12 protein-coding genes are annotated in these 12,476 nt (G+C 61.7%); 7 read left to right on the forward strand and 5 right to left on the reverse strand.

Translation table 11 applies throughout. From position 1 onward, the window contains the following. Nucleotides 1-28 precede the first annotated feature (28 nt). Nucleotides 29-616 (reverse strand): TIGR00730 family Rossman fold protein, encoded by a 588-nt coding sequence (locus LOY54_RS02570; protein WP_045196888.1) that lies wholly within the window; start codon nucleotides 614-616, stop codon nucleotides 29-31. Nucleotides 617-971: 355 nt separating this feature from the next. On the opposite strand from LOY54_RS02570, the gene azu reads away from it, so the two are divergent. After that, the gene (gene azu / locus LOY54_RS02575; RefSeq protein ID WP_045196890.1) at nucleotides 972-1,418 is read left to right on the forward strand and encodes an azurin; all 447 of its coding nucleotides are present in this window, start codon (nucleotides 972-974) and stop codon (nucleotides 1,416-1,418) included. A 62-nt stretch (nucleotides 1,419-1,480) separates the two neighbouring features. Here the strand turns inward: azu and nadE are convergent, their stop codons facing one another. Then, nucleotides 1,481-2,308, reverse strand: a complete 828-nt coding sequence (nadE, locus tag LOY54_RS02580; protein WP_258609131.1) for an ammonia-dependent NAD(+) synthetase — start codon at nucleotides 2,306-2,308, stop codon at nucleotides 1,481-1,483. Nucleotides 2,309-2,311: 3 nt separating this feature from the next. Then, nucleotides 2,312-3,514, reverse strand: a complete 1,203-nt coding sequence (gene pncB / locus LOY54_RS02585) for a nicotinate phosphoribosyltransferase (protein ID WP_045196893.1) — start codon at nucleotides 3,512-3,514, stop codon at nucleotides 2,312-2,314. Between the two features lie 470 nt (nucleotides 3,515-3,984). Here pncB and LOY54_RS02590 point away from each other — a divergent pair, with 470 nt between their 5' ends. The 6 genes from LOY54_RS02590 to LOY54_RS02615 all read left to right on the forward strand — a co-directional run bounded on the left by LOY54_RS02590 (nucleotide 3,985) and on the right by LOY54_RS02615 (nucleotide 10,510). Next, nucleotides 3,985-5,121, forward strand: coding sequence for a branched-chain amino acid ABC transporter substrate-binding protein (locus tag LOY54_RS02590; protein ID WP_045196895.1), 1,137 nt, complete (start codon nucleotides 3,985-3,987; stop codon nucleotides 5,119-5,121). Between the two features lie 160 nt (nucleotides 5,122-5,281). Further along, a complete protein-coding gene (locus LOY54_RS02595) occupies nucleotides 5,282-6,196 on the forward strand; it encodes an ABC transporter permease subunit (RefSeq protein WP_010221625.1) in 915 nt (304 codons plus the stop codon). 2 nt (nucleotides 6,197-6,198) lie between these two features. After that, the gene (livM, locus tag LOY54_RS02600) at nucleotides 6,199-7,482 is read left to right on the forward strand and encodes a high-affinity branched-chain amino acid ABC transporter permease LivM (protein ID WP_045196897.1); all 1,284 of its coding nucleotides are present in this window, start codon (nucleotides 6,199-6,201) and stop codon (nucleotides 7,480-7,482) included. Beyond that, nucleotides 7,479-8,354 (forward strand): ABC transporter ATP-binding protein, encoded by an 876-nt coding sequence (locus tag LOY54_RS02605; protein ID WP_038997426.1) that lies wholly within the window; start codon nucleotides 7,479-7,481, stop codon nucleotides 8,352-8,354. The genes livM and LOY54_RS02605 overlap by 4 nt, the downstream gene beginning before the upstream one ends. Beyond that, a complete protein-coding gene (locus LOY54_RS02610) occupies nucleotides 8,351-9,067 on the forward strand; it encodes an ABC transporter ATP-binding protein (RefSeq protein ID WP_038997425.1) in 717 nt (238 codons plus the stop codon). The genes LOY54_RS02605 and LOY54_RS02610 overlap by 4 nt, the downstream gene beginning before the upstream one ends. A gap of 675 nt (nucleotides 9,068-9,742) precedes the next feature. Then, nucleotides 9,743-10,510, forward strand: coding sequence for an SDR family oxidoreductase (locus tag LOY54_RS02615; protein ID WP_093376681.1), 768 nt, complete (start codon nucleotides 9,743-9,745; stop codon nucleotides 10,508-10,510). A 12-nt stretch (nucleotides 10,511-10,522) separates the two neighbouring features. Here the strand turns inward: LOY54_RS02615 and LOY54_RS02620 are convergent, their stop codons facing one another. Both LOY54_RS02620 and LOY54_RS02625 read right to left on the reverse strand, forming a co-directional pair. After that, nucleotides 10,523-11,632 carry an AGE family epimerase/isomerase gene (locus tag LOY54_RS02620; RefSeq protein WP_258609132.1) on the reverse strand — a complete coding sequence of 370 codons (1,110 nt, stop codon included), beginning with the start codon at nucleotides 11,630-11,632 and terminating at the stop codon, nucleotides 10,523-10,525. A 133-nt stretch (nucleotides 11,633-11,765) separates the two neighbouring features. Then, nucleotides 11,766-12,395 carry a TetR family transcriptional regulator gene (locus LOY54_RS02625; protein WP_258609133.1) on the reverse strand — a complete coding sequence of 210 codons (630 nt, stop codon included), beginning with the start codon at nucleotides 12,393-12,395 and terminating at the stop codon, nucleotides 11,766-11,768. Between the last annotated feature and the right edge of the window lie 81 nt (nucleotides 12,396-12,476).

Consider the following 12,476-nt stretch of genomic DNA (forward strand, 5'->3'; position numbering starts at 1 on the left):
GAGCGGGCTTGCCCCGCGATGAGGCGGGTCAATCAGGCTTCTTGTCGACCCACTTGGGCAGCACCGGGGCTTCAAAGTTGTCCATGGCCTCGAGCAGCTCGGCTGGCGAGTCGGCCAGTTGCAGCATGGCGCGGTGTTGCGGGCGCACGAAGCCTTCTTCCACCACATGGTCTAGGAAGCTGCCCAGCTTGCTGTAGAAGCCGTTGACGTCGAGCAGGCCCAGGGGCTTGGCGTGGTAACCCAACTGGCCCCAGGTCCAGACTTCGAACAGCTCTTCCAGGGTGCCCAGGCCACCGGGCAGGGCCACGAATGCGTCGCTCAGTTCGGCCATGCGTGCCTTGCGCGCGTGCATGCCGTCGACCACTTCCAGGCGGGTCAGGCCGGTGTGGCCGATCTCGGCGTTTTTCAGCGCTTCAGGGATGATGCCGATGACTTCGCCACCAGCGGCCATGGCCGCATCGGCAACGATACCCATCAGGCCCACGGCGCCACCGCCGTACACCAGGGTCAGGCCGCGCGCGGCGATGGCCTGGCCGAGGGCGATGGCCGCCTCGCGGTAGGCCGGGTTGACGCCGGTGCTGGCGCCACAGAACACACAAACGGAACGTACGGGCATTGCTTCTCTCCGGTTACAAGCGCACACAGAGTAAGGTGCTGGCCGCTCGCTTCCAAGCCCGCAGTCGTTACTCCGGCCGGGCGAATTCGCATGAGGCGCCCGCAGCGCCGCAGGCGTAGGCGGCCAGCAGGCCATTGAAGAAAGTACCAAAGGACATGATCGTTTACTCCTAAATGAGAGGTTGTCTCATCCTCCCTCAAAGGTGCATGATGGGCACTTAGATTTCCTGTATACAATCCATAGAACAAATTCACTGCCTGGCTCTTCGGCCAGTGCTTGACCCACATCATGGGCCGGCCTTGCGGTTTCAGGCAGTCTGCAAACTGATAAAAAACCCCTGCCATGGAGATTCACGATGTTTGCCAAAGTTGTCGCAGTATCCTTGCTGACCCTCGCCAGCACTCAGGTATTTGCCGCTGAGTGCAAGGCGACGATCGACTCCACCGACCAGATGTCCTTCAACACCAAGGCCATCGAAATCGACAAGAGCTGCAAGACCTTCACTGTCGAACTGACCCACTCCGGTTCGTTGCCGAAGAACGTCATGGGCCACAACCTGGTCATCAGCAAAGAAGCTGACATGCAGCCGATCGCCACCGACGGCCTGGCTGCCGGCATCGACAAGAGCTACCTGAAAGAAGGCGACGAGCGCGTGATCGCCCACACCAAGATCATCGGCGCTGGCGAGAAGGATTCGCTGACCATCGACGTGTCCAAGCTGAAAGCTGACGAGAAGTACGGCTTCTTCTGCTCGTTCCCTGGCCACATCTCGATGATGAAAGGCACTGTTACCCTGAAGTAATTCGGGTACCTGATCGCGGGGCAAGCCCGCTCCCACAGGAGCGGGCTTGCCCCGCGATGCGTTCAAGGCGCGAACGGCATCTCGCGTTTGTGCTGGGTCTTGCGGTAGGTGGCGCTGATGATGTCGAACGCTTCCTGGCTCACCGCCTCGCCATGCAGGAACGCATCGATCTGCGCATAGGTGACGCCGTGGGACGCCTCGTCCGGCTTGCCTGGCGCCAGGTCCTCAAGGTCTGCAGTCGGCACCTTCTCCACCAGTGACTCCGGCGCGCCAAAGCTGCGCGCGATGGCCCGCACCTGGTTTTTCACCAGGCCACTGAGCGGTGCCAGGTCGCAGGAACCATCACCAAACTTGGTAAAGAAGCCCATCACCGCTTCGGCGGCATGGTCGGTGCCGATCACCAGGCCCTGGCGGGCGCCGGCGATGGTGTACTGGGCAACCATGCGCATGCGCGCCTTGGTGTTGCCGACGACGAAATCGACCATCGCCGGCGCGCCGTTTTCCAGGGCCTTGACCTCGGTCGCCAGGGCACGCACGGCCGGGGCGATGTCGACAGTGTGCACCTCGTCGGCCTTGATCACTTCCAGGCAGGCCTGGGCGTCGTGTTCGTCGTGCTGCACCTGGTATGGCAGGCGCACGGCAATGAAGCGGTACTGCTCATCAGCCGTCTCGCTGCGCAGTTCACTGATCGCCCGTTGCGCCATCAGCGCGGCGGTCAGCGAGTCAACGCCACCACTGATACCCAGCACCAGGGTCTTGAGCCGTGCGTTGTGCAGGCAGGTCTTGATGAAGGCCACGCGCCGGGCCACTTCGGCTTCGAGCGCGGCGCTGTCGGCGAACGGCGGCTGGACCTTGAGCGCTTGCGCAATCTCTCGCTGGACGGCTTGCATGAATTACTCCTTGGACACTTTGAAGACGTGGCGCAGGTAGGCGACGAAGTTTTCGTCGCGGCATTGGGTCTTGGCCGCCTCATCGGAAATCTTGGCGACGGGCTGGCCGTTACAGTCGGTCATTTTAAGCACGATGCTCATCGGCGCCACCCCGGGCAGATCGCAGGTGAGGTTGGTGCCGATGCCGAAGCTGACATTGATGCGCCCGCGCAGGGCCCGGAAGATCTCCAGCGACTTGGTCAGGTTCAGGCCGTCGGAGAACACCAGGGTCTTGGTCATCGGGTCGATCCCCAGCTTGCGATAGTGGCTGATGGCCTTTTCCGCCCACTGCACCGGATCGCCCGAGTCATGGCGCAGGCCGTCGAACAGCTTGGCGAAGTACAGGTCGAAATCGGTCAGGAAAGCATCCATGGTGATGCAATCGGTCAGGGCGATGCCCAGCAGCCCGCGGTACTCGCGCACCCAACAATCGAGCGCGGCGATCTGGCTGTCGATCAGCCGCGGCCCCAGTTGCTGGTGGGCCATGATCCATTCGTGGGCCATGGTCCCCAGTGGCTTGATATCCAGTTTCCGTGCCAGGTGCACGTTGCTGGTGCCGACGAAACGCGCGGGGAAATCTTCCTTGAGCACCCGTACCACTTCTTCCTGAACCTTGTAGGAGAAGCGTCGGCGGGTGCCGAAGTCGGCGACCTGCAATTCGGCCAGCTCCTCACTGCTGGCATTGGCCTTGAGCCAGTCGAACTTACGGTACAGCTGGTCGCGGGCGTCGCTGAGTTTGGCCTGGGGGTGGCGATGGCGGTTGCGCACCTCACTGATGATCGCAAGCAAAGGTACTTCAAACAGGATCACGTGCAGCCAGGGGCCGCGCAGGCGCAAGTACAGCTGGTCGTTCTCGACCCCCAGTTGCAGGTAGCGCAGGTTGAAGCGGAACAGGCCGAGAAAGCGCAGGAAGTCCGGCTTCATGAAGCTGATCTGCTCGAGGAAGCCCAGCTGGCCATTACCCAGGCTCAGTTCGCACAACTGCTCGATCTGCTCGCGGATCTGCGCCAGATAAGGGCGCAGGTCTTCACCATTGCGGCAGCGGAACTCCCATTCCACGTCGACGTTGGGGTAGTTGTGCAGCACGGCCTGCATCATGGTCAGCTTGTAGAAATCGGTGTCGAGCAGGTTCTGCACGATGCGATCGGCAAATGCACTCTCGCTCATAGGGGGCTCCAAAGGGGGCGCGCGCCATCACCGCCAGCGACGGCGCACAGACCTGCGCATTGTGCCAGCCTTTGCCGCCACGCGGGCAGGCCGAGGCCGGGGTAATTCGGTAGCAGGCTACAGGTAGCGGCGCTTTTGTCGGGCAGCGGCTAGCCTGTAATGGTGCCCGCTGTAGCAGTCGCGCACCAAGGATGTGCAGTTCGGTTACGCATCCTGTTACAGGCTGGTTGCACGTAACCACAACCCAGGGTTGCAATGATGGCACTTCGCGGTTGCTCTTTTTTCTCGTGTCCGGTGGCGCTTGTCGTGAGGCAGACGGTTGCACGACCAGTAAAAAAAGGCCGTGAATCCTGGCTGCGCAACTTGTTCACGAGTTTTTCCAGAATAAAAAACCAATGGCACGGCCCTTGCTCAGAGCAATTGCTGAAAGTTGTAGTGCCAACCAAAAAAAACTCCAGGAGCACCACCTCATGTCGCAGACGTTTTACAAGAAAGGCTTTCTGGCCCTCGCCGTAGCTACGGCGCTGGGCGTTTCTTCGTATGTTCAGGCCGACATCAAGATCGGCGTAGCAGGCCCGATGACCGGTGCCAACGCAGCGTTTGGCGAGCAGTACATGAAAGGTGCACAGGCAGCGGCTGACAAGGTCAATGCCGCGGGCGGCGTCAACGGCGAGAAGATCGTGCTGGTCAAGGGCGACGATGCCTGCGAGCCGAAGCAGGCCGTGGCCGTGGCCAACCGCCTGGTCGACCAGGACAAGGTGATCGGTGTGGTCGGGCACTTCTGCTCGTCCAACACCATTCCGGCGTCTGAGGTGTATGACGAAGCCGGTGTCATCGCCATCACCCCGGGCTCGACCAACCCGGCGGTTACCGAACGCGGCCTGACTGGCATGTTTCGCATGTGCGGACGTGACGACCAGCAGGGCATCGTCGCCGGCGACTACATCGTCGACGTGCTCAAGGGCAAGAAGGTTGTCGTCCTGCATGACAAGGACACCTACGGCCAGGGCCTGGCCGATGCGACCAAGGCTCAACTGGTCAAACGCGGCGTGACACCGGTGCTGTACGAAGGCCTGACCCGTGGCGAGAAAGACTTCAGCGCCGTGGTCACCAAGATTCGTGGTGCCGGTGCCGACGTCGTCTACTTCGGTGGCCTGCACCCGGAAGCCGGTCCACTGGTGCGACAACTGCGTGAAGCGGGCCTGAAAGACGTCAAGTTCATGTCCGACGACGGCATCGTAACCGACGAACTGGTGGCCACTGCCGGTGGCGCGCAATACGTCGATGGCGTGTACATGACCTTCGGCGCCGACCCGCGCCTGCTGCCAGACAGCAAGGCGGTGGTCGAGGAGTTCCGCAAAGGCGGCACCGAGCCAGAAGGCTACACCCTGTATGCCTACGCTTCGGTCCAGGCCCTGGCTGCAGCCTTCAACGGCGCCAAGTCGAACAAGGGCGAAGACGCTGCCAAGTGGCTCAAGGCCAACCCGGTGCAAACCGTGATGGGCGAGAAAAAGTGGGACAGCAAGGGCGACCTGACGGTCTCTGACTATGTGGTCTACCAGTGGGACAAGGACGGCAAGTACCACCAACTGGAAAAACAAAAATAACAACGGTAGGCGACCCGGGCCTGAGCCTGGGTCGCTACCCGGTTTTGCGCCGTACCTGTCTTTTCTCGTAGATCTGCACAACCCTGCGCTGCGAGGGCCGCTTCATCCGGGGCTCACCGTAGTCGGCGCTTGTGCAATCTCAAATACGTGAGATTGCGTTATGGATGGTATTTTCCTGCAGCAACTGGTCAACGGGCTGACCCTCGGGTCTGTCTATGGCCTGATCGCCATCGGCTACACAATGGTCTATGGCATTATCGGCATGATCAACTTCGCGCACGGCGAGGTGTATATGATTTCCGCGTACCTGGCGGCAATCAGCCTGGCATTGCTGGCGTATTTCGGTATCGAATCCTTCCCCTTGCTGATGCTCGGGACGCTGATCTTCACGGTGGTGGTCACCGGAGTCTACGGCTGGACCATCGAACGCATCGCCTACAAACCCCTGCGCAACTCCACCCGCCTGGCGCCGCTGATCAGTGCCATCGGCATCTCGCTGATCCTGCAGAACTACGCGCAGATCAGCCAGGGCGCACGCCAGCAAGGCGTACCGACCCTGCTTGAAGGCGCCTGGCGCGTCGAAGTGGGCACCGGTTTCGTGCAACTGACCTACACCAAGATCTTCATCCTGGTGGCGGCCTTCGTCGGCATGGCGGCGCTTACCTACATCATCAAGTTCACCAAGCTCGGGCGCATGTGCCGGGCCACCCAGCAGGATCGCAAGATGGCTTCGATCCTCGGTATCAACACTGACCGGGTGATCTCCTATGTGTTTGTCATCGGTGCGGTCATGGCGGCCCTGGCCGGCGTGCTGATCACCATGAACTACGGCACCTTCGACTTCTACGCGGGCTTTATCATCGGCATCAAGGCCTTCACCGCCGCGGTGCTCGGTGGCATTGGCTCGCTGCCGGGCGCCATGCTCGGCGGGATCATCCTCGGGATTTCCGAGTCGCTGTTCTCCGGGCTGATCAACTCCGACTACAAAGACGTGTTCAGTTTCTCGCTACTGGTGCTGATCCTGATCTTCCGTCCCCAAGGCCTGCTGGGTCGCCCACTCGTGGCGAAGGTGTAAGTATGTCTGCTGCCAAAACAACTACATTCGATATCAAGCGCAGCCTGATCGATACGGTCCTCGCCGGGCTGATTTCCCTGATCGTTTTCGGGCCCATCGTCGGCGTGGTGCTCGACGGCTACAGCTTCAACCTTGAACCGACCCGTGTCGCCTGGCTGGTGGCCGGGGTGATGGTCGGGCGGTTTTTCCTCAGCCTGTTCCTGCAGACGCCCAAGGGCCAGTCGATTCTCCAGGGCTTCGAGGGCAGTGGTTCCGGCGTGCACGTGCTGGCGCCGGACTACAAGTCGCGGCTGCGCTGGATCATTCCGGCACTGATCGTGATTGCCATCGTCTTCCCTTTCTTCGCCAACAAGTACCTGCTGACCGTGGTCATCCTCGGCCTGATCTACGTACTGCTGGGCCTGGGCCTGAACATCGTGGTAGGTCTTGCCGGCCTGCTCGACCTGGGTTACGTGGCCTTCTACGCCATCGGCGCTTACGGCCTGGCCCTGGGTTACCAGTACCTGGGCCTGGGCTTCTGGACGGTGTTGCCCCTGGCGGCAATCGCTGCGGCGCTGGCCGGGTGCATATTGGGCTTTCCGGTGCTGAGGATGCATGGCGACTACCTGGCTATCGTTACCCTCGGCTTTGGTGAGATCATCCGTCTGGTGCTCAACAACTGGCTGTCGTTCACCGGCGGTCCCAACGGCATGCCGGTGCCGTCGCCAACCTTCATGGGCCTGGAGTTCGGCCGTCGGGCCAAGGACGGCGGGGTGCCGTTCCACGAGTTCTTCGGCATTGCCTACAACCCCAACGTGAAATTCCTGTTCATCTACATCGTGCTGTTCCTGGTGGTGCTGGCGGTGCTGTACATCAAGCACCGGTTGACCCGCATGCCGGTCGGCCGCGCCTGGGAAGCGCTGCGCGAAGATGAGATCGCCTGCCGGTCCATGGGCCTGAACCATGTGCTGGTGAAACTCTCGGCCTTCACCCTCGGCGCCTCTACCGCCGGCCTTGCCGGGGTGTTCTTTGCCAGCTACCAGGGCTTCGTCAACCCGTCGTCGTTCACCTTCTTCGAGTCGGCGCTGATCCTTGCCATCGTCGTGCTCGGCGGCATGGGCTCGACCGTCGGCGTGGTGATCGCTGCGTTCGTGCTGACCGTGGCGCCGGAGCTATTGCGCAGCTTCTCCGAGTACCGGGTGCTGCTGTTCGGCGTGCTGATGGTGTTGATGATGATCTGGAGACCGCGCGGCCTGATTCGTATCAGCCGTACCGGTGTAGTCCCGCGTAAAGGAGTGGCGCCATGAGCGATGACGTGATTCTCTCGGTTGAAAACCTGATGATGCAGTTTGGCGGCATCAAGGCGCTCAGCGATGTCAGCCTCAAGGTCAGACGCAACCAGATCTTCGCCCTGATCGGCCCCAACGGTGCCGGCAAGACCACGGTGTTCAACTGCCTGACCGGCTTCTACAAAGCCAGTGGAGGCAAGATCGAACTGAACCTGCGCGGCACCCGCACCAATGTCATCCAGCTGTTGGGCGAACGCTTTCAGCTGGGCGATTTCGTCTCGCCCAAGCGCTTCATCAACCGCCTGCACTACAAGATGTTTGGCGGTACTCACCTGGTCAACCGCGCAGGGCTGGCGCGGACCTTCCAGAACATTCGCCTGTTCCGGGAAATGTCGGTGGTCGAGAACCTGCTGGTGGCCCAGCACATGTGGGTCAACCGCAACCTGCTGGCCGGCGTACTCAACACCAAGGGCTACCGCAAGGCCGAAAGCGATGCCCTCGACCATGCCTTCTACTGGCTGGAAGTGGTCGACCTGGTCGACTGCGCCAACCGCCTGGCCGGTGAGCTGTCGTACGGCCAGCAACGGCGCCTGGAGATTGCCCGGGCCATGTGCACGCGGCCGCAGATCATCTGCCTCGACGAACCGGCTGCCGGCCTCAACCCGCAGGAAACCGAAGCGCTGAGCAAAATGATCCGCGTGCTGCGCGACGAACATGACCTGACCGTGGTGCTGATCGAGCACGACATGGGCATGGTCATGAGTATTTCCGACCATATCGTGGTGCTTGACCACGGCAACGTGATCGCCGAAGGCGCGCCACAGGACATCCGTCACAACCCGACGGTGATTGCCGCCTACCTGGGCGCCGATGAAGAGGAACTGGTATGAGTACACCGATCCTCGAACTGAAAGAGATCGACGTGTTCTACGGGCCGATCCAGGCCCTGAAGAAAGTCTCGCTGCACATCGATGAAGGCGAAACGGTGAGCCTGATCGGCTCCAACGGTGCCGGCAAGTCGACCCTGCTGATGTCGATCTTCGGCCAGCCGCGGGCGGCGGCCGGGCAGATCATCTACCGTGGCACCGACATTACTCACAAATCGTCGCACTACATCGCTTCCAACGGCATTGCCCAGTCGCCGGAAGGTCGCCGGGTGTTCCCCGACATGTCGGTGGAAGAGAACCTGATGATGGGCACCATCCCGATCGGCGACAAGTTCGCCAGCGAGGACATGCAGCGCATGTTCGAACTGTTCCCGCGGCTCAAGGAGCGGCGCAACCAGCGCGCCATGACCATGTCCGGCGGCGAGCAGCAGATGCTCGCCATCGCCCGGGCTTTGATGAGCAGGCCCAAATTGCTGCTGCTCGATGAGCCGTCGCTGGGCCTGGCGCCGATCGTGGTCAAGCAGATCTTCGCCACCTTGCGCGAGCTGGCGCAGACCGGCATGACCATCTTCCTGGTGGAGCAGAACGCCAACCATGCGCTGAAGCTATCGGACCGCGCCTATGTAATGGTCAACGGTCATATCCGCATGACCGGTACTGGCCAGGAGCTGTTGGTCAACGAGGAGGTGCGCAACGCTTACTTGGGCGGGCACTGATCGGTAGTGAAAAAAAGCGCCCCGGCTGACGGGGCGTTTTTTGTCCACAGTTTTGTGGAAAACATTGTCCAGACATTCTTTTGGGCGCGACAGAACGTCGCTTCAGCGGGCGTTTTCATAGGGGTTTGAGTTGTCCACCATTGGTGTGGAACCGACTGTGGGTAACTTGGGTGCAGCTTGCTGAAGCCCTTTGTTTACAAGGCTTCCAGAGGCGTGGTTGTTTTTTGATCAGGTTTTTTCGCGGCTTTCGCATCGGGGTTTGTCAAGTGTTTTGTCCTTAGCGCAAATGGCGATTAAAGCGCGCTTCCGGCCTGTGGATAACTCTGTGGGCAAGCCTTGGAAAGATCGGCGAAGACAGCGTCGTTACAGGCCTGGAGCCATCATGGAAATCCACGCCTTCGGCGCCTGTTGCCGGCCTTAGGTCAAGGCCTGCGCCAGAGGTCAAGGGAAATACTTGCGCAAGCCCCGGATTACGCGGCTTGCAGGGTTTTCGAGTTGCCCCCGGATTTTGTGGAAGGGCTTGTGGATAACATGCGTAAAGCTTGCCGCAGGCCTTCTATACCGGGGCTTTCACAGCTTTGATCGTTTTTTGTACAGTGATGCGAATTGCTTGCTGCCGAACGCGGCCGCGGGCATGCTGCAACCCCTGTGATCAGCCTCATCAAGGAGACCCGCATGACCTCTACCGTATTCATCACTGGCGCAACTTCCGGCTTCGGCGAAGCCTGCGCCCGTCGTTTTGCGCAAGCCGGTTGGTCGCTGGTGCTGACCGGTCGCCGTCAGGAGCGCCTGGAAGCGCTGTGTGCCGAGCTGTCGCAACAAACCGAAGTGCACGGCCTGGTACTCGACGTGCGTGACCGCAAGGCCATGGAAGAAGCCATCAACAACCTGCCACCGTCGTTCGCCAAGCTGCGCGGGCTGATCAACAATGCAGGCCTGGCCCTGGGCGCCGACCCGGCGCCCAAGTGCGATCTGGACGACTGGGAAACCATGGTCGACACCAACATCAAGGGCCTGATGTACAGCACCCGCCTGCTGCTGCCGCGGCTGATCGCCCACGGCCGTGGCGCGACCATCCTCAACGTCGGCTCGGTAGCCGGCAACTACCCCTATCCGGGTAGCCATGTGTATGGCGGCACCAAGGCGTTCGTCGGGCAGTTCTCGCTGAGCCTGCGCTGCGACCTGCAGGGCACTGGCGTGCGGGTTAGCAATATCGAGCCGGGCCTGTGCGAGAGCGAGTTCTCGCTGGTGCGTTTCGCTGGCGACCAGGCGCGTTACGATGCCACTTATGCCGGCGCTGAGGCGATCCAGCCGCAGGATATCGCCGAGACCATCTTCTGGATCATGAACCAGCCAGCGCACATCAACATCAACAGCCTTGAGCTGATGCCGGTGAGCCAGGCGTGGGCAGGGTTCTCGATCGATCGTTCAGGCAAGGCTTGACCCGCGACAGCGTCAAACCTGACGCTGCAGCCCTTCCAGGCAAGTCGCCAGGTGGTAAGGCGTAGTCGACGGCATATCGGCGCGGCTGACCTTGCCACTGGCATCGCGGCACTCGTGCCAGCCACCGGCATGCAGGAAGTTCTGCTGCAACGCCTTGAGCTGGCCCAGCACCGTGGCGGCGCTGGCCGGGCGCAAGGTCAGGGCGCGCAGGTATTCGGCCTGGGCCCAGATGCGCTGGGTGGCGTCGCGCACTTGGCCCTCGGCGCTGAGCATGGCCAGCACGGTGCTGTCCTTCACACCGCACTGTTCGGCATAGGCAAATGCGCGGCTGAGCGAGGCATGCAGCTCGCTACCGCGTAGCAGCGGTGAAGACTCCAGCAAGTAGAACCATTCGAACTGGTGACCGGGTTCGAACCAGTTATCCACAGCCCCGCGTGGTTTCTCCAGCATCACCCCGTGTACGGGGTCGATGAAGTGTGCTTGCATCGCCGCAGCCAGGCTTTGCAGGGCTTGTTCGACAGCCTCGTCGTCACGCACCGAGAGGGTGGCGAGGAAGGCTTCGGCCAGATGCATCAGCGGGTTCTGCAGCGGGCCGCTGGCCAGGTCCGACCAGTCTTCGCCAAGGCTCGCCTCGTACAGGCCGTCATCACGGGCGAACTGCTCGGTTACTACTTCCAGCGCGGCATTGAGGGCCGATTCGACCAGTGGCTCATGCACCTTGCCCCAGTAATGCGCGCAGGCAAAGACGATGAAGGCATGGGTGTAGAGGTCTTTGCGCCGGTCCAGCGGCTTGCCCTGGGCGTCGATGCTGTAGAACCAGCCGCCGTGCTCGGCATCATGGAAATGCCGCTGCAACGAGCGAAACAGCGCGGCGGCGCGTTCGCTGGCGCCGGGTTGCTCGATGCGGCTGCTGAACAGGTACAGCTGGCGCGCGCAGGCCATGGCCCGGTAGCGTTGCACCGGCATGGGTTGCTGCTGCGGGTCGAGGGCTTCGAAGGGCAGGGCCATCTCTGCATTCCAGCCCGGGCCTTGCCACAGCGGCACGATGCGCTGGTCAAAGTGCGCCTGGACCTCGGCGAGCAGGGCGGGCAGTTCAGGCTGGGCAGTATGAAGGTCGGGCATGGAAAATTTCGTCGCGGTCGGTGCGTTTGCGCGCAATGGTAGCAGGAAAAGGCGCTGACTTTGCCGGCCTCATCGCGGGCTAGGAGCGGGCTTGCCCCGCGATGAGGCCAGTACAGCCAGCACAGCAGACTGCCTACAGCGCACTGAGCCCCTGCCAGTGCTTGGCACCGACAAAGATGAAGCGCAGCTGCTGGGTGATCTTCTCCTGGGCGCTGATCGGTTCACCGGCGTTGTCGCTTGGCTCGTCGATCAGCTCCGGCAGGGTGGCGAACACGGTTTTCACCACCAGGTCAGCCATCACCGCCAGGGCCGCGGCGTCCAGATGCTGCCAGCGCGGCATGCGCGCAAGGTCGGTGGCCAGGTCCGAGCTGATGCCCTGGCGCAGGGTACCGATGGCTTGGCGCACTTGTTGCGAACCGCCATATTGCTCGCGGGCGAGAAACAGGAACTGGGCACGGTTGGCCGCCACCACATCGAGAAAGATCCGCACCGAGGCGTCGGTGATGCCGCCCAGCTCGAATTCGTTCTGGCGCACCAGGCGGATGGTCTGGCGGAAGGTTTCGCCCACTTCATTGACCAGGGCCAGGCCCAGTTGGTCCATGTCGGTAAAGTGCCGGTAAAAACCGGTAGGGACGATGCCTGCGGTTTTTGCCACTTCGCGCAGGCTGATGCTGCCGAAGCCTCGACCGCTCTCCATCAGGTTGCGGGCGGCATCCAGCAGGGCGTGGCGGGTCTGTTGCTTTTGTTCGGCGCGCGGCAGCATGGCAAGTATCGGCAGGCAGTGAAACAGCCCTGCACTCTAATAGCCTGGCGCCAGAAAAACAAAGCCCGGTCAATGGACCGG

Origin of the sequence: Pseudomonas sp. B21-032 (genome assembly GCF_024748965.1) — a bacterium.
Taxonomy (GTDB): Bacteria; Pseudomonadota; Gammaproteobacteria; order Pseudomonadales; family Pseudomonadaceae; genus Aquipseudomonas.

Excerpts from the sequence above, each read along its gene's own strand:
- LOY54_RS02590 (WP_045196895.1), top strand. The coding sequence starts at position 3,985 with ATGTCGCAGACGTTTTACAAGAAAGGCTTTCTGGCCCTCGCCGTAGCT.
- LOY54_RS02595 (WP_010221625.1), top strand. The coding sequence starts at position 5,282 with ATGGATGGTATTTTCCTGCAGCAACTGGTCAACGGGCTGACCCTCGGG.
- LOY54_RS02570 (WP_045196888.1), bottom strand. The coding sequence starts at position 616 with ATGCCCGTACGTTCCGTTTGTGTGTTCTGTGGCGCCAGCACCGGCGTC.
- azu (WP_045196890.1), top strand. The coding sequence starts at position 972 with ATGTTTGCCAAAGTTGTCGCAGTATCCTTGCTGACCCTCGCCAGCACT.
- LOY54_RS02625 (WP_258609133.1), bottom strand. The coding sequence starts at position 12,395 with ATGCTGCCGCGCGCCGAACAAAAGCAACAGACCCGCCACGCCCTGCTG.
- LOY54_RS02620 (WP_258609132.1), bottom strand. The coding sequence starts at position 11,632 with ATGCCCGACCTTCATACTGCCCAGCCTGAACTGCCCGCCCTGCTCGCC.
- LOY54_RS02605 (WP_038997426.1), top strand. The coding sequence starts at position 7,479 with ATGAGCGATGACGTGATTCTCTCGGTTGAAAACCTGATGATGCAGTTT.
- nadE (WP_258609131.1), bottom strand. The coding sequence starts at position 2,308 with ATGCAAGCCGTCCAGCGAGAGATTGCGCAAGCGCTCAAGGTCCAGCCG.
- pncB (WP_045196893.1), bottom strand. The coding sequence starts at position 3,514 with ATGAGCGAGAGTGCATTTGCCGATCGCATCGTGCAGAACCTGCTCGAC.
- livM (WP_045196897.1), top strand. The coding sequence starts at position 6,199 with ATGTCTGCTGCCAAAACAACTACATTCGATATCAAGCGCAGCCTGATC.
- LOY54_RS02615 (WP_093376681.1), top strand. The coding sequence starts at position 9,743 with ATGACCTCTACCGTATTCATCACTGGCGCAACTTCCGGCTTCGGCGAA.
- LOY54_RS02610 (WP_038997425.1), top strand. The coding sequence starts at position 8,351 with ATGAGTACACCGATCCTCGAACTGAAAGAGATCGACGTGTTCTACGGG.